Origin of the sequence: Achromobacter sp. UBA5777, from assembly GCF_002418565.1 — a bacterium.
In the GTDB taxonomy this organism is placed as follows: domain Bacteria; phylum Pseudomonadota; class Gammaproteobacteria; order Burkholderiales; family Burkholderiaceae_B; genus Achromobacter; species Achromobacter animicus.
Window position 1 is genome coordinate 1 of the sequence record NZ_DIEJ01000231.1, and the last position, 19,072, is coordinate 19,072.

At 67.2% G+C, this 19,072-nt stretch carries 13 protein-coding genes and 1 pseudogene; 9 read left to right on the plus strand and 5 right to left on the minus strand.

Annotation, left to right across the window (positions count from 1 at the left end):
• The 7 genes from B3446_RS18890 to B3446_RS18920 all read left to right on the plus strand — a co-directional run.
• Nucleotides 1-1,210: SDR family NAD(P)-dependent oxidoreductase (locus B3446_RS18890; RefSeq protein WP_291384043.1), on the plus strand; the 1,210-nt coding region annotated here is incomplete at its 5' end.
• 51 nt (nucleotides 1,211-1,261) lie between these two features.
• Nucleotides 1,262-2,047, plus strand: a complete 786-nt coding sequence (locus B3446_RS18895) for a cyclase family protein (protein WP_291384045.1) — start codon at nucleotides 1,262-1,264, stop codon at nucleotides 2,045-2,047.
• 37 nt (nucleotides 2,048-2,084) lie between these two features.
• Nucleotides 2,085-2,813 carry an SDR family NAD(P)-dependent oxidoreductase gene (locus B3446_RS18900; protein ID WP_175123223.1) on the plus strand — a complete coding sequence of 243 codons (729 nt, stop codon included), beginning with the start codon at nucleotides 2,085-2,087 and terminating at the stop codon, nucleotides 2,811-2,813.
• Nucleotides 2,814-2,978: 165 nt separating this feature from the next.
• On the plus strand, nucleotides 2,979-4,130 hold the full coding sequence (locus B3446_RS18905; RefSeq protein WP_291384048.1) for an ABC transporter substrate-binding protein: 1,152 nt from the start codon (nucleotides 2,979-2,981) through the stop codon (nucleotides 4,128-4,130).
• A gap of 177 nt (nucleotides 4,131-4,307) precedes the next feature.
• Nucleotides 4,308-5,348: a branched-chain amino acid ABC transporter permease gene (locus B3446_RS18910; RefSeq protein ID WP_175184095.1), complete on the plus strand. Its 1,041-nt coding sequence runs from the start codon at nucleotides 4,308-4,310 to the stop codon at nucleotides 5,346-5,348.
• Complete coding sequence (locus B3446_RS18915; RefSeq protein ID WP_291384050.1) at nucleotides 5,345-7,141, plus strand: branched-chain amino acid ABC transporter ATP-binding protein/permease; 1,797 nt, start codon at nucleotides 5,345-5,347, stop codon at nucleotides 7,139-7,141. Before B3446_RS18910 ends, B3446_RS18915 begins: the two co-directional genes overlap by 4 nt.
• Nucleotides 7,138-7,875: an ABC transporter ATP-binding protein gene (locus B3446_RS18920; RefSeq protein ID WP_291384052.1), complete on the plus strand. Its 738-nt coding sequence runs from the start codon at nucleotides 7,138-7,140 to the stop codon at nucleotides 7,873-7,875. Before B3446_RS18915 ends, B3446_RS18920 begins: the two co-directional genes overlap by 4 nt.
• 27 nt (nucleotides 7,876-7,902) lie before the next feature.
• Here B3446_RS18920 and B3446_RS18925 read toward each other — a convergent pair whose 3' ends face one another.
• Nucleotides 7,903-8,838: a glycosyltransferase family 2 protein gene (locus B3446_RS18925; protein WP_191577752.1), complete on the minus strand. Its 936-nt coding sequence runs from the start codon at nucleotides 8,836-8,838 to the stop codon at nucleotides 7,903-7,905.
• Between the two features lie 222 nt (nucleotides 8,839-9,060).
• On the opposite strand from B3446_RS18925, the gene B3446_RS18930 reads away from it, so the two are divergent.
• Entirely contained in the window at nucleotides 9,061-10,026 is a 966-nt protein-coding gene (locus B3446_RS18930) for a LysR family transcriptional regulator (protein WP_279975989.1), read from the plus strand.
• A gap of 123 nt (nucleotides 10,027-10,149) precedes the next feature.
• On the opposite strand, the gene B3446_RS18935 is transcribed toward B3446_RS18930, so the two are convergent.
• The 4 genes from B3446_RS18935 to B3446_RS18950 all read right to left on the minus strand — a co-directional run bounded on the left by B3446_RS18935 (nucleotide 10,150) and on the right by B3446_RS18950 (nucleotide 12,925).
• Nucleotides 10,150-10,278 carry a hypothetical protein gene (locus B3446_RS18935; RefSeq protein ID WP_006226408.1) on the minus strand — a complete coding sequence of 43 codons (129 nt, stop codon included), beginning with the start codon at nucleotides 10,276-10,278 and terminating at the stop codon, nucleotides 10,150-10,152.
• Nucleotides 10,279-10,541: 263 nt separating this feature from the next.
• Nucleotides 10,542-11,474, minus strand: coding sequence for a sugar kinase (locus B3446_RS18940; RefSeq protein ID WP_291384091.1), 933 nt, complete (start codon nucleotides 11,472-11,474; stop codon nucleotides 10,542-10,544).
• Nucleotides 11,467-12,117: a bifunctional 4-hydroxy-2-oxoglutarate aldolase/2-dehydro-3-deoxy-phosphogluconate aldolase gene (locus B3446_RS18945; RefSeq protein ID WP_291384093.1), complete on the minus strand. Its 651-nt coding sequence runs from the start codon at nucleotides 12,115-12,117 to the stop codon at nucleotides 11,467-11,469. Before B3446_RS18945 ends, B3446_RS18940 begins: the two co-directional genes overlap by 8 nt.
• A gap of 22 nt (nucleotides 12,118-12,139) precedes the next feature.
• Entirely contained in the window at nucleotides 12,140-12,925 is a 786-nt protein-coding gene (locus tag B3446_RS18950) for an IclR family transcriptional regulator (RefSeq protein WP_191577755.1), read from the minus strand.
• A gap of 228 nt (nucleotides 12,926-13,153) precedes the next feature.
• Here B3446_RS18950 and uvrA point away from each other — a divergent pair.
• Nucleotides 13,154-18,953: pseudogene (gene uvrA / locus B3446_RS18955) on the plus strand (excinuclease ABC subunit UvrA).
• The last annotated feature ends 119 nt before the right edge of the window (nucleotides 18,954-19,072 follow it).

Here is a 19,072-nt window from a genome sequence, read left to right on the forward strand (position 1 = left end):
GGTTGCGCGCACCCGGCAGCCCACGCTGCCGCCGGGCTCGCGCAGCCGCAGCGCGCTGGGGCTGACCGCCGCCGCCGCCGAAGGGCGTTTCGATCTGCAGACCTGCGCCGAGTGCGGCACGGTGCAATACCCGCCGCGCGAAGTCTGCGGCCACTGCCTGTCCGAACACCTGCCGTGGCGGCCCGCCGATCCGAACGGCGTGCTGCTGGTCAGCACCACGCTGCATCACAGCAACGACCTGTATTTCCGCGAACGCCTGCCCTGGCGCGTGGGCACGGTGCGGATGGACGCCGGTCCGTCCGTCGTGGCGCACGTCCACCAGGACTGCGCCGACGGCGCGCGCGTGCGCCTCGCGTTGAAACTGGATCGCAGCGGCCAGGCCGTGATGATCGCCCTGCCCGAAAGGAACACGCCGAACATGGAAGACGACAAGACACTGCGAGAGACCTCGTGCGATCCGAAATTCCGCCGCGTGCTGGTCACCGACGGCAAGTCGGCCGTCGGTCAGGCCGTGGCGCGCGCGCTGCTGGACGCGGGCAGCCCGATGATCTTTCTGGGCGATCCGCAGGCATGGAAGCGCGACGCCGCATTTGACGCGCTGGCGGCCGATCCGCGCGTGCAGGCGGTGACGCTGGACGTGACCGACACCGATTCCGTCGAGCGTGTGGCCGCGTCCATCGGCGGCAAGGTTGAGATCCTGGTGAACACGGCGGATCTGGAACGCGAGGGCGGACTGCTTAGCCGCAAGGACGTGAACACCGCGCGCGACGCAATGGACGTCAACGTACTGGGCCTGATGCGGCTGGCGCAGAGCTTCGGCCCCGCACTGTGCGGCCGCGCCGCCGACGGCGTGAACAACGCCGCCGCGTGGGTCAACGTACTGTCGATCTACGCGCACATGAACTTGCCATCGCGCGGCATGTGGTCCGCGTCCAAGGCCGCCGCGCTATCGCTGGCGCAATGCCTGCGCGCCGAGATGCGCGGCGCGGGCGTGCGGGTGGTGAATGTATTTCCCGGCCCGGTCGATCACGAATGGGAACAGCGCACGCCGCCGCCGCGCGTGGCGCCGGCTGCGATCGCCGCCGCGATTGTGCGCGCGCTGAAGGACGGTATCGAAGACGTGTATGTGGGCGACGTCGCGCAGGAGTTTCGGGCGCGGTTGGCCGAGAACCCGAAGGGACTGGAACGGGAGCTGGGCGCGGGCGGCTGACCGCCTGCCCCCCGCGCGTCGTCCCCCAACAAGCACCAACAGGAGAGCACCGTGAGTCAACCCATTCTTGCCCAATTCATGACCGAGCTGGTCTCCGGCCGCATCCGCCTGGTGGACCTGACCGAGACGCTGACGCCGGAGTTTCCGACCATCGTGCTGCCGCCAGAATTCGGCCAGGCGTGGCCGTTCCGGATTGAGGAAATCTCGCGCTACGACGAGCGCGGGCCGGCCTGGTACTGGAACAACTTCTCGTGCTCGGAACACACCGGCACGCACTTCGACGCGCCCGCGCACTGGGTCACCGGCAAGGACCAGCCGGACAATACGGTGGACACGATTCCCATCGACGCCTTCATCGCCAGCGCCTGCGTGATCGACTGTTCCGCGGAAGCGGCCGGCAACTCGGACTTTTTGCTGACCATCGACTTCGTCAAGAAATGGGAAGAACAGCACGGGCGCATCCCCGCGCGGTCGTGGGTGCTGATGCGCACCGACTGGTCCAAGCGCGCCAAGCCCGCCGACTACCTGAACATGCAGGCCGACGGCGCGCATTCGCCCGGCCCCGATGCCGAGGTCGTGCCCTGGCTCATCAAGGAGCGCGACGTGCACGGGTTCGGCACCGAGTCGGTAGGCACGGACGCGGGACAAGCCCAGCACCTGGATCCGCCCTACCCCTGCCACTACTACATGCACGGCAACAACCGCTACGGCCTGCAGTGCCTGACCAACCTGGACCAGCTGCCGGCCACCGGCGCGGTGATCTTCTCGGCGCCGCTCAAGATCCGCAGCGGCTCGGGCAGTCCGCTGCGCGTGCTGGCGCTGGCGCCCACGGCCTGATCGCGGCCGGACCATACCAATAAATCAAGGGGGAACCATGACGCAAACCCATGTGGCCATCGTGACCGGCGGCAGCGCCGGCATCGGGGCGGAAATCTGCCGCAGCATGCTGGATGCGGGCTACGAGGTGATCTCGATGGCGCGCCGCGCTGCGGACTTCTCGCATCCGCGCCTGCACAACGTGCAGGTCGACCTGCTGGACGCCACCGCGACCGCGCAGGCGGGCGCCGAAGCCGCCGCCCAGTTTCCGATCAGCCACGTTATCCACAACGCGGGCGTGATCTGGCCGAATCTGCTGCCGCAGGTCACGCAGGAAGAGCTGCATGGTCTGACGCAGATCCATCTGGGCGCGGCCATCAGCCTGGTGCAGGCCGCCCTGCCGGGCATGCAGGAACGCAAGTTCGGCCGCATCGTGATGATGTCGTCGCGCGGCGCGCTGGGCCTGCCCACGCGCACCGCCTATTCGGCCACCAAGGCCGGCATGGTGGGCATGGCCCGCACCTGGTCGCTGGAACTGGCGCCATACGGCATCACGGTCAACGTGGTGGCGCCCGGCCCGATCCAGACCGACATGTTCTACGAGGTGATCGAGGCCGGCAGCGAACGCGAACGCCAGCTTGCCGAGGGCATCCCGGTCAAGCGCCTGGGCCGCTCGGACGACGTGGCGCGCGCCGTGATGTTCTTCGCCGACCCCGCCAACAGCTTCGTCACCGGCCAGACACTGTTCGTCTGCGGCGGCGCCAGCGTCAGCTCCATCACCATCTGACCGCACCCGCTTCGGGTTTTGACGGATAGGTAAGCACCGGGACCCGGGTCTACAGTGCTGATCCTTGAACGTAAGAAAGTTTAAGCAACAAGTATTCCCGCAGTTCCCGTTTTCTCCGCTTTCCAGCCGCACTCCCACTCTGCTCCCTACCCCGGAGGTTTTGCCATGCTGTCGAAGAAACTCCCCCTGGCCGCTGCCGCCGCCATCGCCGCCCTGTTCGCTCTGCCCGCCCTGGCCCAAGTCAAGGTCGGCGTGGTCACCTCGTCCACCGGTCCCACCGCGCTGGTCGGGATTCCGCAGAAGAACACGGTGCCGCTGCTGCCCAAGAAGATCGGCGACCTGACCGTGGAATACATCTCGCTGGATGACGCCAGCGATTCTACGAACTCGGTCACGGCCTTCAAGAAGCTGATCTCGGAGCAGAACGTGGACGCGCTGATCGGGCCGTCGGGCTCGCCCAACGCCATGGGCGTGATCCAGTTCGCCGCCGAGGCCGGCGTGCCGATGCTGGCGCCGGTGGGCACCGCCGCGGTGGTGCTGCCGATGAACGACCAGAAGAAGTGGGTGTTCAAGACCACGCAGAACGACGACATCATCGCGCGCGCGCTGGTGGACCACATGGCCAAGACCGGCGTCAAGACGGTCGGCTTCATCGGCCTGAACGATCCTTATGGCGAGAATTGGTACAAGGTGTTCTCGGGTCTGGCCGCGGAAAAGGGCATCAAGATCGCCGCCAACGAGCGCTACCTGCGCTTTGACAGCTCGGTCACGGGCCAGGCGCTGAAGATCCTGGCTGCCAAGCCCGACGCCGTGCTGGTCGCCGCCCCCGGCGCCGCCAGCGTGCTGCCGCAGACGACGCTGTTCGATCAGGGCTACAAGGGCAAGTTCTACCAGACCCACGGCGCCGCGCTGCCCGACTTCCTGAAACTGGGCGGCAAGAAGGTCGAAGGCACGGTGCTGGCCGCCAGCCTGATGCTGGTGCTGCCGGAGATGCCGGACAGCAATCCGTCCAAGAAGGTCGCCACCGAGTACATCGCCGCCTACGAAAAGCTCAACGGCTCCAAGCCCGCCACCTTCGGCGCCAACGTCTATGACGCCGGTCTGCTGCTGGAAAAGGCCGTGCCGATCGCCGAGAAGGCCGGCAAGCCGGGCACCAAGGAATTCCGCAGCGCCCTGCGTGACGCGCTGGAACAGACCAAGGAGCTGGTGGGCACGCAAGGCGTCTACAACATGAGCGCCGCCGACCACAGCGGCTTTGACGAACGCGGCCGCGAGCTCATCACCGTCAAAGACGGCAACTGGACGCTAGTCAAGTAAAAGGAGGGGTGTTCCCCCCCCCGAAGCGCTGCGCGCTTCCCCCCAGGGGGCATGCCTGCGGACCGGCGGAGCCCGGATCCGCGGCATCCCGATCGGGGTGCGCACAGTTTGCTTCCTGGCGACGCCCGCAGCCCATGCGAGCGTGCGGTGCTTGTCTGTTTTTCCCCGGAATTCTGCATGAATGCTCAGATTGCCTTGATACTCGGGCAGGACGGCATCACCAACGGCGCCATCTACGCGCTCCTGGCGTTGTCCATCCTGCTGGTCTTCACCGTCACCCGCGTCCTGTTCATCCCGCAGGGCGAGTTTGTCGCCTTCGGCGCCCTCACCATGGCCGCCATGCAGGCCGGCAAGCCCATTCTGCTGGTCTGGCTGCTGCTTGCGTTCGCGCTGGCCGAGGTCATCGCCGATCTGATGGCGCGGCGCAAGCGCCCCGCGCGCGGCCGTACTCACTGGCGCATGGCCGCCAAGGTGATCTATCCGCTGGCGCTGGCGCTGCTGCTGTATCGCCTCCCGCTCGCACAACTGCCAATGGCGGTGCAGGCGCTGCTGACGCTGCTGTTGCTGGTGCCGATGGGTCCGCAGCTTTATCGCCTGTTCTATCAGCCGATCGCGTCGGCCTCGACGCTGGTGCTGCTGATCGTCTCGATCGCGGTCCACCTGGCGCTGGTCGGCCTGGGCCTGCTGGCGTTCGGCGCGGAAGGCGCGCGCACCGCGCCGTTCAGCGACGCCAGCATGACGCTCGGCCCGGTCAACGTGAACAGCCAGGCGCTGTGGGTGGTGGCGGTGTCGGTGGTGCTGATCGTCGTGCTGTACCAGTTCTTTGAACGCTCGATGTACGGCAAGGCGCTGCGCGCCGCAGCGTTCAACCGCATCGGCGCACGCCTGATGGGCATCTCGCCGGTATTCGCGGGCAAGGCCACTTTCTTTCTGGCCGCACTGATCGGCACCGTGTCGGGCATCCTGATCGCGCCCATCACCACCATGTATTTCGATTCGGGCTTCATGGTCAGCCTGAAGGGGTTCGTCGGCGCCATCATCGGCGGGCTGGTGAGCTATCCGCTGGCCGCGGCGGGCGCCGTGCTGGTCGGCCTGATCGAAGCCTTCTCGTCGTTCTGGGCCAGCGCCTACAAAGAAATCATCGTGTTCACGCTGATCATCCCCGTGCTGCTCTGGCGTTCACTCAACAGCCATCACGTCGAGGAAGAAGACGAATGACGCCGCGCCACATCCTCCTCGCCTTCCTGGCCCTGCTGGCGCTTGGCCCCCTGGTGCTGCCGCCGTTCTACGTCACGCTGCTGAACTACATCGGCCTGTATGCGCTGGTGGCGCTGGGCCTGGTTCTGCTGACCGGCGTCGGCGGCCTGACCAGCTTCGGCCAGGCCGCCTTCGTGGGCGTGGGCGCCTATACGACGGCGCTGCTGACCACCCGCGCGGACACCCTGCCATCGTGGCTGGGCTGGCTGGGCGCATCGCCCTGGCTCACGCTGCTGGCCGGCCTGGCGCTGACGCTGGCGCTGGCCTACCTGCTGGGCGCGATCACGCTGAAGCTGTCCGGCCACTTCCTGCCGCTGGGCACGATCGCGTGGGGCCTGTCGCTGTACTTCGTCTTCGGCTCGGTCGAAGGGCTGGGCGGCCACACCGGCATCCCGGACATTCCGGCCATCAGCCTGTTCGGCTGGACGCTCAACCAGGGCGGCAACATCTACTACCTGATCTGGGCGTTCCTGCTGGTCGCCGTGTGGTCCACGCAGAACCTGCTGGACTCGCGCGAAGGCCGCGCCATCCGCGCGCTCAAGGGCGGCCGCGTAATGGCCGAATCGATGGGCGTGGACACGGCGCGCTCGCGCATGGTGATCTTCGTCATCGCGGCCTTGCAGGCCTGCGCGTCGGGCTGGCTGTACGCGCACATGCAGCGCTTCGTGAACCCCAACCCCTTCGGCCTGCAGATGGGCATCGAATACCTGTTCATGACCGTCATCGGCGGCGCCGGACAGGTGTGGGGCGCGCTGGTCGGCGCGGGCGTTTTCACGGTGCTCAAGCAATGGCTGCAGGACCTTCTGCCCAAGGTGCTGGGCCAGACCGGCAATTTCGAAGTGATCGTCTTCGGCTTCGGCATGGTGTTGCTGCTGCACCGCGCCCGCAGCGGCCTGTGGCCGGTGCTGACGCGCTGGGTGCCCGTCAAGCGCAAGCCGCGCCATGTCGATATGACGGCCGAACCGCTGCCCCGGCGCACCATGCCGCCGCGCGGCGAGGTGGTGCTGAAAGCCGTGGACGTGACGCGCAAGTTCGGCGGCCTGGTGGCCAACAACGCCATGAACCTGGAAATCCGCGCGGGCGAAGTGCTGGCGCTGATCGGCCCCAATGGCGCGGGCAAGAGCACGATGTTCAATCAGATCTCGGGCGTGGACACGCCGACCTCGGGACAGGTGACGCTGCTTGGCCAGCCGGTGGCCGGCGTGGGCGCGCGCAAGATCGCGCGCCTGGGCCTGTCGCGCACGTTCCAGCACGTGCGGCTGCTGGGCCGCATGAGCGTGTTGGAAAACGTGGCCATCGGCGCGCACCTGCGCGGGCATCGCGGCGTGCTGCCGGCCGCCTGGCGGCTGGACCGGCCCGAAGAGGCGCGCCTGCTGGCCGAAGCGGCGCGTCAGGTCGAGCGCGTGGGGCTGGGCAAGCATCTGCATGACGAGGCGGGCTCGCTGGCGCTGGGCCAGCAGCGCATCCTGGAGATCGCGCGCGCGCTGGCGTCCGACCCGTGCATCCTGCTGCTGGACGAACCCGCGGCCGGCCTGCGCTATCAAGAGAAATGCGAACTGGCCGAGCTGCTCAAGCGCCTGCGCGCCGAAGGCATGGCCATCCTGCTTGTCGAACACGACATGGATTTCGTGATGGGGCTGGTGGATCGCGTGGTGGTCATGGACTTCGGCGAAAAGATCGCCGAAGGCCTGCCGGCAGAGATCCAGCAGAATCCCGCGGTGCTAGAGGCATATCTGGGCGGAGTGGAAGAATGAGCGCAAAACTGCTGCAAGTGCGCGACCTGCGCGTGGCCTACGACAAGGTCGAGGCGGTCTCCGGTGTCAGCCTGGAAGTGGGCGAAGGCCAGATCGTGACCGTGATCGGACCCAACGGCGCGGGCAAGACCACGCTGCTGTCGGCCATCATGGGCGTGCTGCCGTCACAGGGCGGCATCACCTTCGGCGGCAAGGCGCAGGAGCACGCCGAAATCGAGGAAATGGTCGCCGCGGGCATGAATCTGGTGCCCGAAAAGCGCGAGCTGTTTGCGGAAATGACGGTCGAGGACAACCTCATGCTGGGCGCCTTCGACCGCTACCGCCGTGGCCTGCGCGACCAGGACCAGACGCTGGCCGAGGTCTGTGAACTGTTTCCCCGGCTGCAGGAACGGCGCGCGCAATTGGCCGGCACGCTATCCGGCGGCGAGCGCCAGATGCTGGCCGTGGGCCGCGCACTGATGGCCAAACCCCGCCTGCTGATGCTGGACGAACCCAGCCTGGGGCTGGCGCCGCGCATCGTGCGCGAGGTCTTCCGCATCGTCGCGCGGCTGCGCGAGATGGGCGTGTCCATCCTGTTGATCGAACAGAACGCGCGCGCCGCGCTGCAAGTGGCCGATTACGCCTATGTGCTGGAAACCGGAACGGTGACGCTGGAAGGTCCGGCGGCCGAGGTGGCGCAGGATCCGCGCGTCGTGGAGGTCTATCTGGGACTGGGGCACGGCGCGCCTGCGTGACGCGGGCTGCCGGGACGGCCGGCTGGGTCAGGCCACGCCGCGACGCCGATCGCGGCGGTACAGCGCATACCCCAGCGGGTACATGACGGCCACGAGGAACGTCGCGACCGGATGGGTCAGCCGGTAGGCCTGCACGGCCGTCGGCACGCCCGAATGCTTCAGGTGCAGGCGAAAACGCGTGTAGCGCGCCGCCGCCATCATGAATTCGCGCGGACGGTAGCGGAAGAATTCCAGGTGATGCTGCAGCATGTCCCAGGCCAGCAGGTACAGGCCCTGGGCGTTGTTGCTGACGGACACCGCGCCCTGGCTCAGGCCGCCGGGCGTGTCGTGATAAGTGCGCACGACGCGGTTGATGAAGCGGCTGAGATACCCCGCGCGCGCCACCGCCCACCACACCAGGCTTTCGGGCACGAAGCCCGCCACGTCCTCGGGAAACGGATACTTGCGCAGGATGTCCGTGCGCATACAGCCGAATTTCTCGCCTTTGATGCGATAGCGGAAGTACACGTCGACGGCGGTGCTGTCGAACACGTCCTGCGGATAACGGTCGCCGACGACGGTGCCGTCCGGCCGCGCGCATAGCCCGGTGATGGCGAAATACGAGTCGCGGCGCGCGGGCGGGATCGCGTTCCAGGCTTCATGGAAAATGGCCAGCGCGTCGGGCGGCATTTCGTCGTCGCTATCCAGGCCCACGATCATCTGGCCGCGGGCCTCGCGCACGCCACGATTGAAGGCGGTCTTCTTGTGCTGATTGTTCTGCCAGACATAGCGGATCGGAAAATCCGCCAGCGATTGCCAATGCAGGATGGACTCGTGCGTGTTGTCGGTGGAGCCGTCGTCCACCACCACCCATTCAAAATCCCGGAAAGTCTGCTGGCAGAGCGATTCGTAGACGCGGTGCAGGGTTCCTGCCCGGTTGTAGGTCGGCGTCAGAACGGTGAAAAAAATCGGTGTATCGGTCATGCCTGCTGTGCCCCTTGCGATCTTCCAGAAACCGCTGCGGTCTTGGTTCTTATGATTTCGCCTGAAGTGTAGGGGATATGCCTCGGGGAACCGATTCCACGGCTTTGGAATTTGCAATCAAATCTGACAAACCGTGCGGTTTTTTTTGATGCCGTGCGCGGCGCGGGGCGTTGGCCGCAGGGCATCGTGGCGTAAACTCGGGCGGCCCAATTCGGAACGCCTATGGAAGCCTCGACCGTCCAGCTCAATGACATCGCCTTGTTCGTGGAGGTTGCCAAGCGCAAGAGCTTCAGCCAGGCCGCGCGCGCGCTGGACATGCCGACGTCGACGCTGTCGCGCCGGATCAACGAACTGGAACGCGCGATCGGGCTGCGGCTCATCAACCGCAACACGCGTCGGCTGGATCTGACCGACGCGGGCGCGGCCTACATGCGCCGGTGCCAGGGCCTCATCGACGAAGCCCGGCTGGCGCACGAGCAACTGCTGTCATTGTCGGGCGGTCCGTCGGGCAATCTGCGCGTCTCCATGCCGTACAGCCTGGCCATCTGGCTGCTGCCCGAGACCATCAGCGATTTCACCGATCGCTATCCCGAAGTGGAATGCGAGTTCGACCTGAGCATGATGACGGCCTCCGACGCACAGGGCACGCCGTTCGACATCGTGCTGCGTTTTGGCCGCGAAGCCGACTATCCGGGCGCCTCCACCGACAACGGCAATGGCAACGGCACGCCGCATCGCGCCATCGAGGGCGCCGTGGTGCATGAGCTGGTCTCGCTGGAAACGCATCTGTACGCGTCCGACAGCTATATCGCGCGTCATGGCGCGCCGCAGACGCCGGCCGAGCTGTCGCAGCACCAGTGCCTGCGCACGACCATCGACGAAGCGCATTCGTACTGGACGCTGAATAACGGCGCGATTTCGCAGCGCGTGGCTGTGCACGGTCACCTGGCTGCCAACAACATGAGCATCGCGGGCACGCTGGCCGGCCTGGACCTGGCCATCACGCGCATGCCGCATTGCCTGGCGCTGGAACCGATCATCCAGCGCAATTCGCTGCGGCGCGTGCTGCCGGGCTGGTCGGTGGATCCGATCTCGATCTATGTGGTTTTCCCTTCCAGCATCCAGCCGGCCAAGACCCGCGCGTTCATGGATTTCATCCGGCCCAAGCTCGGTGCCCCGCAAGCCTGACGCACGGTGCGCCGCAACTGCAGGCGAATATGCCAGACGAAAAAAAACCGCAGGGCTCGCGCCTTGCGGTTTTTTATCGATCAGGCCAGCTGGGTCCGAAGACCCGCCGGCCGAACGCATCATTTAGACGCGCTTGATCTTTTCCAGCATCTTGAACACGCCCTTGGGCGACTTGACGAACAAGCGCTTGAAAGCCTTGCCCAGGCAACGGCGTTCCAGGGTGTTACGACGCACGCGTTTGCGTTCAGCCATGTTGATTCTCCTGTTGAATTTGCGGAAAGTGGCCCGCACAACCGGAAACCGGACTGGCGGAAAAAATTCGGATAACTTGGCATTTTAGCCTGAAATCCAAATCGAACGCCAATGGGCGGATTTTGAAGGCGCCAACTGCAGCGTAAGCACCGCCTGAAACAACCAGGGACAAATCGGAGGCGGATACGCCAAGGCGCCACAACGCGGCGCAACATGGCCGGGTCGCGGTCCGTCTCACCCGCCGCGCCGCCGCACTGGCACGATCACCCCGACGTTTCCTTCAGCCGTTCCCACACCTGCTCCGCCCGCGGCAGCGGATCGACAGCGCCGTAGCCCAACGTCGACAAAGCCGCCGCCGCATTGGCATAACGCACCGCGTCTTCCCAGGAATCGCCCTGGCAACGGCGCGCCAGCAGGCTGCCGGCAAAGCAGTCGCCCGCGCCGGTCGCGTCCACCGCTTGCACGCGCAGCGCCGGCATCGCCGTGCGGCTGCGGCCGTCGTCGATGATGGAACCGTCCTTGCCCAGCTTCAGCACCACCACGCCCTGCGCGCCGCCGTCGCGGATCCAGTCCAGCGTGCGCTCCGGGTCGTCGTTGCCGGTCAGGTGCTGCAAGTCGTCCATGCTGGGCAGGAACACGTCCGCCGTGCGCATGGCTTCGCGCAGGATGGCGCGGGCGCGGTCCACGGGCCACAGGCGCAACCGCAGATTGGAATCCAGGCTGACCTGCGCGCCAGCGGCATGCGCGCGCTCGATGGCGGCGAAGACCGTGTCGCAGGCGGTAGTGCTGATGGCCATGCTGATGCCCGACACGTGCAGGAAACGCGTTCGTTCGATCAGCCCCGCGTCCAGGCTGGCCGGCGTCATCACGCTGGCGGCCGAGCCGCGCCGCAGATAGCTGAAAGCATGGCCGTCAGGTCCGTGCTGCACGAAGTACAGGCCGGTGTGCGCCTCGTCGTCGACCTCTACGCCGGACGTGTCGACGCCCTCGTTCTGCCAGAGGTCCAGAAACTGCTTGCCGAAGGCGTCGTTGCCGACCCGGGTCAGATACGCACAGCGCGCGCCCTGGCGGGCCGCCGCGATCACCGCATTGGAGGTGTCGCCGCCGAATCCCTGCAGGTATTGCCGTTGGCCTTCGTGCGTCTGGTTCAGCTCGACCAGCGGCTCGCCCAGCGCCACGATGTCGAAGTCAGCCATGAGCGGCCTCGCGGGTCCGGGTGATCTGCGCCACCAACGCGGCGGTGTCGCGCGACGCGAAGGCGGCCTTGTCGTAAAGGTTGCTGCCGATGCCGACCAGGCCGGCGCCGGCCGCGAAGTACGTGCCCATGTTTTCCTGCGTGATGCCGCCCGTGGGGCAGAAGATCGTGTCCGGGTACACCGACTTCAGCGCGGCCAGATGCTTGGGGCCGCCGGTGTCCGCCGGGAACACCTTCACCACGTCCACGCCGGCGCGCCGCGCGGCCAGGACTTCGCTCGGGGTGAACGCGCCCAGCATGCACAGCGCGTCGGCGGCGTGGGCCATGTCCACGATCTCGTGGGCCAGCGCGGGCGACACCAGGAAGTCCGCGCCCGCCACCAGCGCCTCGCGCGCCTGCGACTCGTCCAGCACGGTGCCCACGCCCAGCAGCAGGCTGGCGCCGTGCTTGTCGCGCAGCGCGCGCACCAGATCGGTGACGTTGGGAATGGTCCACGTAAGTTCCAGCGTGGTGCAGCCCGCCGACACCGCGACTTCGGCGGCATAGGCCGCGGCGGCCGCGTCGGTGTAGCGCAGCACGGGAACGACGCGGGCGGCCAGCAGGGCGGCAAGCTTGGAAGCGGTGGGAGCAGCGGTTGCGGTCATGGATTTCCTCTGGGGCTGACGGTCAGTTGCCGCCGGACGATACCGGCAGGACGGCGAGTTTGGCCGCGGCGGCATCGCGCAGCCGCAGCAAGGGTTCGATATAGGCGGACTGCGGATCGCCGCGGCGCCGGAACAGCAAGGTGCTGACGCTGACGCCCGCGACGGGACGCCCTGCCCCGTCGCACAGCGCGACGCCGTAGCAGACGATGCCGGGTTCGTTTTCCTCGTTGTCGACAGCGTAGCCTTGCTGAGCCGCCACGCCCAGCGCCTCGCGCAGTGCGGGCAGACTGGTCAGCGTGGCGGGCAGCCGGGCCGGCATGGGCAGCGCGAGCAGCAGGCGCTCGCGCGCGGGCTCGTCCAGCGCTGCCAGATAGGCCTTCCCGACGGCGCTGGAATGCAGCGCGACGGACGCCCCTACGCGCGACACCATACGCACGGGCCCTGGGCTTTCCAGTTTGTCGATGTAGATCATTTCGTGGCCGGCGGGCACGGCCAGATGAACCGTTTCGCCCGTTTGGTCACGCAGCGCCTGGAGTTCAGGCGCCAATGCGGCGCGCAGATCGAACTGGGACCACGCCTTGCTGGCCAGCGACATCAGGCGCGGCCCCAGGCGATACGCGCCGCCGGCCTCCATGACCATGCCCTGTTCGGCCAGCGCCGCCAGGATGCGGTAGACGGTAGGACGGGGATAGCCGCAGTCGCGGGCGAGCACGGCGGCCGTCGGCGGCTGCGGCGCATCGGCAACCGCTTGCAGCACCGCCATGAATTTTCCGAACGCTGCCGCGCCCGCGACCTTGGATTCCTGCACTCATGTCCCCAAATACATGCGATAGCCCAGGCCAGATCCGCAACGCGGCAAGCGCGAACATCAGACGAATCTGCGATACTGTTTATTTGTACAGCTACCGAGGCGCCAATTGTCCATGTTATGGACAGACGCCTCACAATATAGTCAATTATTCCATATCGACGCGCCCGGAACCAGCGATGGATCGCCGCGCCGGCATGCTCCCACCGTCAGGCTACGATACCGTCCATGAGCTCCCATATCCGCATCGTTGGCGCCCGCCAGAACAATCTCAAGAACCTGGATCTGACCATCGCCACCGGCGAACTGGTCGTCGTCACCGGGGTGTCGGGGTCCGGTAAAAGTTCGCTGGCCTTCGACACGCTGTACGCCGAGGGGCAGCGGCGCTACGTGGAAACCTTCTCGCCCTATGCGCGCCAGTTCCTGGACCGCATGGACAAGCCGCAGGTGGACCGCATCGAGGGCATCCTGCCGGCCATCGCCATCGACCAGACCAATCCGGTGCGCAGCTCGCGCAGCACGGTCGGCACGATGACCGAACTGAACGATCACCTGAAACTGCTGTTCGCGCGCGGCGCCAAGCTCTATTGCCGCGGCTGCGGCAAGCTGGTGCGGCGCGACACGCCGGAATCCGTCTATCACTCGCTGGCCGAGCGCGCTGCCGCCGCGGGCGACCCGCGCCTGGTCGTGACCTTCCCGATCGCCGTGCCGGCCAACTTCACCGAAGACGAAGTGCGCGGCTTCCTTGAGCAGCAGGGCTACACCCGCGTGCACGCCGAGGAAACCGCCGTGCCCCGCGCCGCCGCGCCCGCCAAGGGCGCCAAGAAGGCCAAGGCCACGAAGACCGCCAAGGCCGCCACCGAGGAACGCCGCATCCTGCACGTCATCCAGGATCGCTTCCGCTTCGCCGGCACCGAGCGCGAACGCATCATGGAAGCGCTGGACACGGCGCTGCGCATGGGCGCCGGCCACATCGCCGTCTACGTCATGGACGCCGACGGCGGCAACGCGCACATCTGGAAGTACAGCGACCGGCTGCACTGCGCCGATTGCGACATCGAATACTCCGACCCGCTGCCCAGCAGCTTCTCCTTCAATTCGCCGCTGGGCGCCTGCGAGGCCTGCCGCGGCTTCGGCCGCGTGATCGGCATCGACTTCGGCCTGGTCATCCCCGACGAGAAAAAGACCCTGCTCGAAGGCGCCATCAAGCCATGGACCACGCCGTCCTACAAGGAATGCCAGGACGACCTGCAAAAGTACGCCCCGCGCGCGGGCGTGCCGCTGGGCGTGCCCTGGAAGGACATGAGCGAGGAGCACAAGCGCTGGGTGCTGTACGGCACGCCCGACTGGAAGGGCGGCAACGACGCCTGGAAGCATCAGTGGTATGGCGTGCAGCGCTTCTTCGACTGGCTGGAAACCAAGGCCTACAAGATGCACGTGCGCGTGCTGCTGTCCAAGTACCGCAGCTACACGCCCTGCCCCACCTGCAACGGCGCGCGCCTGAAGCCCGACGCCCTGCTCTGGCGCCTGGGCAACAAGGATGAAGCCGATGCCGTGCTGCCGCCGGAAGACGGCCGCTACAAGCGCTTCATGCCAGTCGGCACCACCTGGAGCCGCGAACAGCTCAACGGTCTGGACGGGCTGTGCCTGCATGACGTGATGCTGCTGCCGATCGAGCGCGTGCGTAAATTCTTCGACACGCTGTCGTTCTCGGGCGCGCTGGATGCCGCCACCGACCTGCTGATGACCGAAGTGCGCGCGCGCCTGAAATTCCTCTGCGACGTGGGCCTGGGCTACCTGACGCTGGACCGCCAGAGCCGCACGCTGTCGGGCGGCGAAGTCCAGCGGATCAACTTGACCACGGCGCTGGGCACCTCGCTGGTGAACACGCTGTTCGTGCTGGACGAGCCCTCCATCGGCCTGCACCCGCGCGACATGCACCGCGTCGTCGAAGTCATGCACCGCCTGCGAAACGCCGGCAACACGCTGGTGGTCGTGGAACACGATCCGCAGGTCATGGTGGCCGCGGACCGTATCATCGACATCGGCCCCGGTCCCGGCGAACGGGGCGGCCGCATCGTCTTCGACGGCACGCCCGACCAGCTGCGCGCCGCGCCCTCGCTGACCGGCGACTATCTCGGCGGCCGACTGCGCGTGGAAGCGCCGCGTCCGATGCCGGTGGCGGCCAACACGCCTCGCCTGCTGCTGGAAGGCGTCAATGCGCACAACCTGAAGAACGTCTCGGTCGAGCTGCCGCTGGGCCGCCTGGTCTGCGTAACCGGCGTATCCGGTTCGGGCAAATCCACGCTGGTGCAGGACGTGCTGTACCCCGCGCTGCTCAAGCAGAAGGGCAAGCCGTCGGAAGCGCCGGGCGCCTTCGACCGCCTGCTCGGCGCCGAGCAGATCGCCGACGTCGTCATGGTGGACCAGACCCCCATCGGCAAGACCGCGCGCTCCAACCCGGCCAGCTACGTCGGCGCATTCGACGCCATCCGCAAGCTGTTTGCCCAGGCCCCGTTGGCGCGCGAACGCGCCTACACGGCCGGCACATTCAGCTTCAACGGCGGCGACGGCCGCTGCCCGACCTGCGGCGGCACCGGCTTTGAACACGTCGAAATGCAGTTCCTGTCCGACGTGTATCTGCGCTGCCCCGATTGCGACGGCAAACGCTTCCGCCCCGAAGTGCTGGAAGTGCGCGTCGAGCACCTGGGCAAGAGCGCCTCGATCGACGAGGTGCTGGAAATGACCGTCAGCGAGGCATTGGACTTCTTCAAGGGCCTGCGTGACGTGCAGACCGGTCTTGCGCCGCTGGCCGACGTGGGCCTGGAGTACGTGCGGCTGGGGCAACCCGTGCCGACGCTGTCGGGCGGCGAGGCGCAGCGCCTGAAGCTGGCCGGCCATCTGGCCGAGGCCGCGCGCAGCGGCATCTCCACCGCCAAGGTCGCCAAGAAGGGCAGCCTGTTCCTGTTTGACGAACCCACTACCGGCCTGCACTTTGACGATGTCGCGCGCCTGATGCGCGCGTTCCGCAAGCTGCTGGCCGCGGGCCACACGCTGCTGGTCATCGAACACAACCTGGACGTGATCCGCGCGGCGGACTGGCTGATCGACCTGGGTCCGGAAGGCGGCGACGCCGGCGGCCTGGTCCTCGGCACGGGCACGCCGCAGGACCTGATGGACAACCCCAAGTCGCACACGGGCGCGGCCCTGCGCGACTACGAAGTCAGCATCCTGCCCGTCGATGCCGTCGCGGGCGGCAAGGCCGACGTCATCGTCAGCAGCGATGCCGACGCGCAGGAGGCCGAGCAGGCCGGCCTGACCGCGCGCATCGCAGAGCCGCAAGCCGAGTACGGCGCGGGCGTGGGCACGCCGCTGCAGTCGCTGGTGCGCGAACGCCGCCAGGGCAGCATGGCCATTGAAATCCGCAACGCGCGCGAACACAACCTGAAGAACATCAGCGTCGAAATCCCCCACGACAAGTTCACCGTCATCACGGGCGTGTCGGGGTCGGGCAAGTCCACGCTGGCCTTTGACATCCTGTTCAACGAGGGCCAGCGCCGCTATCTGGAATCGCTGAATGCCTATGCGCGCGCCATCGTGCAGCCGGCCGGCAAGCCGGACGTGGACGCCATCTTCGGCATCCCGCCCACCGTGGCGATCGAACAGCGCACCAGCCGCGGCGGCCGCAAGTCCACCGTGGCCACGATGACGGAAATCCATCACTTCCTGCGGCTGCTGTACGTGAAGCTGGGCACGCAATACTGCCCCGATTGCAACGTGGCGGTCGAACCCCAGAACACCGACCAGATCGTGGCGCGCCTGTTGCGCGAGCACAAGGGCGAGCACATCGGCCTGCTGGCGCCGCTGGTCACCGCACGCAAGGGCTATTACACGGATCTGGCCAAGTGGGCCGGCTCCAAGGGCCATTCCCATCTGCGCGTTGACGGCGAATTCATTCCCGTAGCGCCGTGGCCGCGCCTGGACCGCTATAAGGAACACACCATCGAACTGCCCGTGGCCGATGTGGTGGTGGACCCGGCCAACGAGGCCGACCTGCGCGCCGCCGTCAAGAGCGCGCTGGAAAACGGCCAGGGCGTGATGTCGGTCGTGTGGCCGGTCAACAAGCTGCACGAGGCGCTGAACAGCGAACTGCAGCAGCAGCACTTCTCGGTCAAGCGCGCGTGCCCGTCCTGCGGCACCAGCTTCCCTGAACCCGATCCGCGCCTGTTCTCGTACAACTCCAAGCACGGCTGGTGCACGGGCTGCTACGGCACGGGCCTGCAATTGCAGGGCTTTGACGAAGAGCAGACCGGCGAGGAAACCGCCTGGAACGCGTGGTACGAAGGCGAGGCCAAGACCTGCACGCAGTGTGACGGCCAGCGGCTGAACCGCGTGGCCCGCGCCGTGCGCTGGCGCGACAAGTCGATTGCCGAACTGGCCTCGCTGCCGGTGTCGGACGCGCACACCTTCTTTACCGGACTGGTGGCGCGCGGCCGCGAAGGCGAAATTGCCCGCGACATCCTGGCCGAGATCCGCGGCCGCCTGAACTTCATGCAGGAAGTGGGCCTGAACTACCTGGCGCTGGACCGCGCCGCGCCCACGCTGTCCGGCGGCGAGGCGCAGCGCATCCGGCTGGCCGCGCAACTGGGCTCCAACCTGCAGGGGGTCTGCTACGTGCTGGACGAACCCACCATCGGCCTGCACCCGCGCGACAACCGCATCCTGCTGGACGCGCTGGCGCGGCTGGAAGGCAACGGCAACACGCTGGTGGTGGTCGAACACGATGACGACACCATCCGCCGCGCCTCGCACGTCATCGACATCGGGCCGGGCGCAGGCATCCGTGGCGGCCGCGTGGTGGCGCAGGGCACCGTGCAGGACGTGATTGACGCGCCTGAATCCGTGACCGGCCGCTACCTGAAGACGCCGCTGGCGCATCCGCTGCAAGGCCGCCGTCCCGTCGAGGCCGACACGCCCATGATCGAGATCCGCGGCGCACGCCTGCACAACCTGCGCAGCGTGGACGCGCGCATTCCGGTGGGCCGCCTGAGCGTGGTGACCGGGGTGTCCGGTTCCGGCAAGTCGACCTTGGCGCGCGAAGTGCTGCTGGACAACCTGACGCAGGCGGTCTCGCAAGGCAAGGCGCCGGGCTGGGCCGGCTGCGAAAGCATCAAGGGCTGGGAAGCCATCGACCGCGTGCTGGAAGTGGACCAGACACCCATCGGCAAGACGCCGCGTTCGTGCCCGGCCACCTACGTGGGCTTCTGGGACGACGTGCGCAAGCAGTTCGCCGACACCCGCGAAGCCCGCATGCGCGGCTGGACGGCGGCGCGCTTCTCGTTCAATACCGGCGACGGCCGCTGCCCGATCTGCGAAGGCCAGGGCATGCGCACCATCGAAATGAACTTCCTGCCCGACGTGAAGGTGCCGTGCGACGCCTGCAACGGCGCGCGCTTCAACAACGACACGCTCAGCGTGCAGATGCGCGGCAAGAACGCCGGCGAGCTGCTGTCCATGGAAGTGGACGACGCCATCGGCTACTTCGCCGCCCATCCCAAAATCCATCGTCCGCTGCAGCTGATGCAGGACGTGGGGCTGGGCTACCTGACGCTGGGCCAGCCGTCGCCGACGCTGTCGGGCGGCGAGGCGCAGCGCATCAAGCTGGTGACCGAGCTGTCCAAGGCCCGCCTGACCGACGGCCTGATCAAGACCGGCCGCGCCTCGCGCATCCCGCACACGCTGTACGTGCTGGACGAGCCCACGGTGGGTCTGTCGATGGCCGACGTCGAAAAGCTGATCCACGTGCTGCACCGCCTGGTCGAAGCGGGCAACACGGTGGTGGTGATNNATCGAACACAACCTGGACGTCATCGCCGAAGCCGACTGGCTGCTGGACCTGGGCCCCGAAGGCGGCACGGGCGGCGGGCAGCTGGTGGGCGAAGGCTCGCCCGAGCACGTGATGACGCTGGCCGATCATTCCCACACCGGCCGCGTCCTGACGGAGTTCCTTGCGCAACAACAGCGGTAACGCACCATGGATTGCCGTTTTGAAGACCGGCTTGCCGGTCGCGCGCTGCGCCTCGACGGGTTTTGCGACCGGATCGAGGCGCGCGCCGCGGGCGAGGGCGCCCCGGCGCTGGCCGCCAT

Bases quoted from the DNA above. Each gene is read 5' to 3' on its own strand.
- B3446_RS18900 (WP_175123223.1), top strand. From the start codon at position 2,085: ATGACGCAAACCCATGTGGCCATCGTGACCGGCGGCAGCGCCGGCATC.
- B3446_RS18905 (WP_291384048.1), top strand. From the start codon at position 2,979: ATGCTGTCGAAGAAACTCCCCCTGGCCGCTGCCGCCGCCATCGCCGCC.
- B3446_RS18910 (WP_175184095.1), top strand. From the start codon at position 4,308: ATGAATGCTCAGATTGCCTTGATACTCGGGCAGGACGGCATCACCAAC.
- B3446_RS18915 (WP_291384050.1), top strand. From the start codon at position 5,345: ATGACGCCGCGCCACATCCTCCTCGCCTTCCTGGCCCTGCTGGCGCTT.
- B3446_RS18920 (WP_291384052.1), top strand. From the start codon at position 7,138: ATGAGCGCAAAACTGCTGCAAGTGCGCGACCTGCGCGTGGCCTACGAC.
- B3446_RS18925 (WP_191577752.1), bottom strand. From the start codon at position 8,838: ATGACCGATACACCGATTTTTTTCACCGTTCTGACGCCGACCTACAAC.
- B3446_RS18930 (WP_279975989.1), top strand. From the start codon at position 9,061: ATGGAAGCCTCGACCGTCCAGCTCAATGACATCGCCTTGTTCGTGGAG.
- B3446_RS18935 (WP_006226408.1), bottom strand. From the start codon at position 10,278: ATGGCTGAACGCAAACGCGTGCGTCGTAACACCCTGGAACGCCGTTGC.
- B3446_RS18940 (WP_291384091.1), bottom strand. From the start codon at position 11,474: ATGGCTGACTTCGACATCGTGGCGCTGGGCGAGCCGCTGGTCGAGCTG.
- B3446_RS18945 (WP_291384093.1), bottom strand. From the start codon at position 12,117: ATGACCGCAACCGCTGCTCCCACCGCTTCCAAGCTTGCCGCCCTGCTG.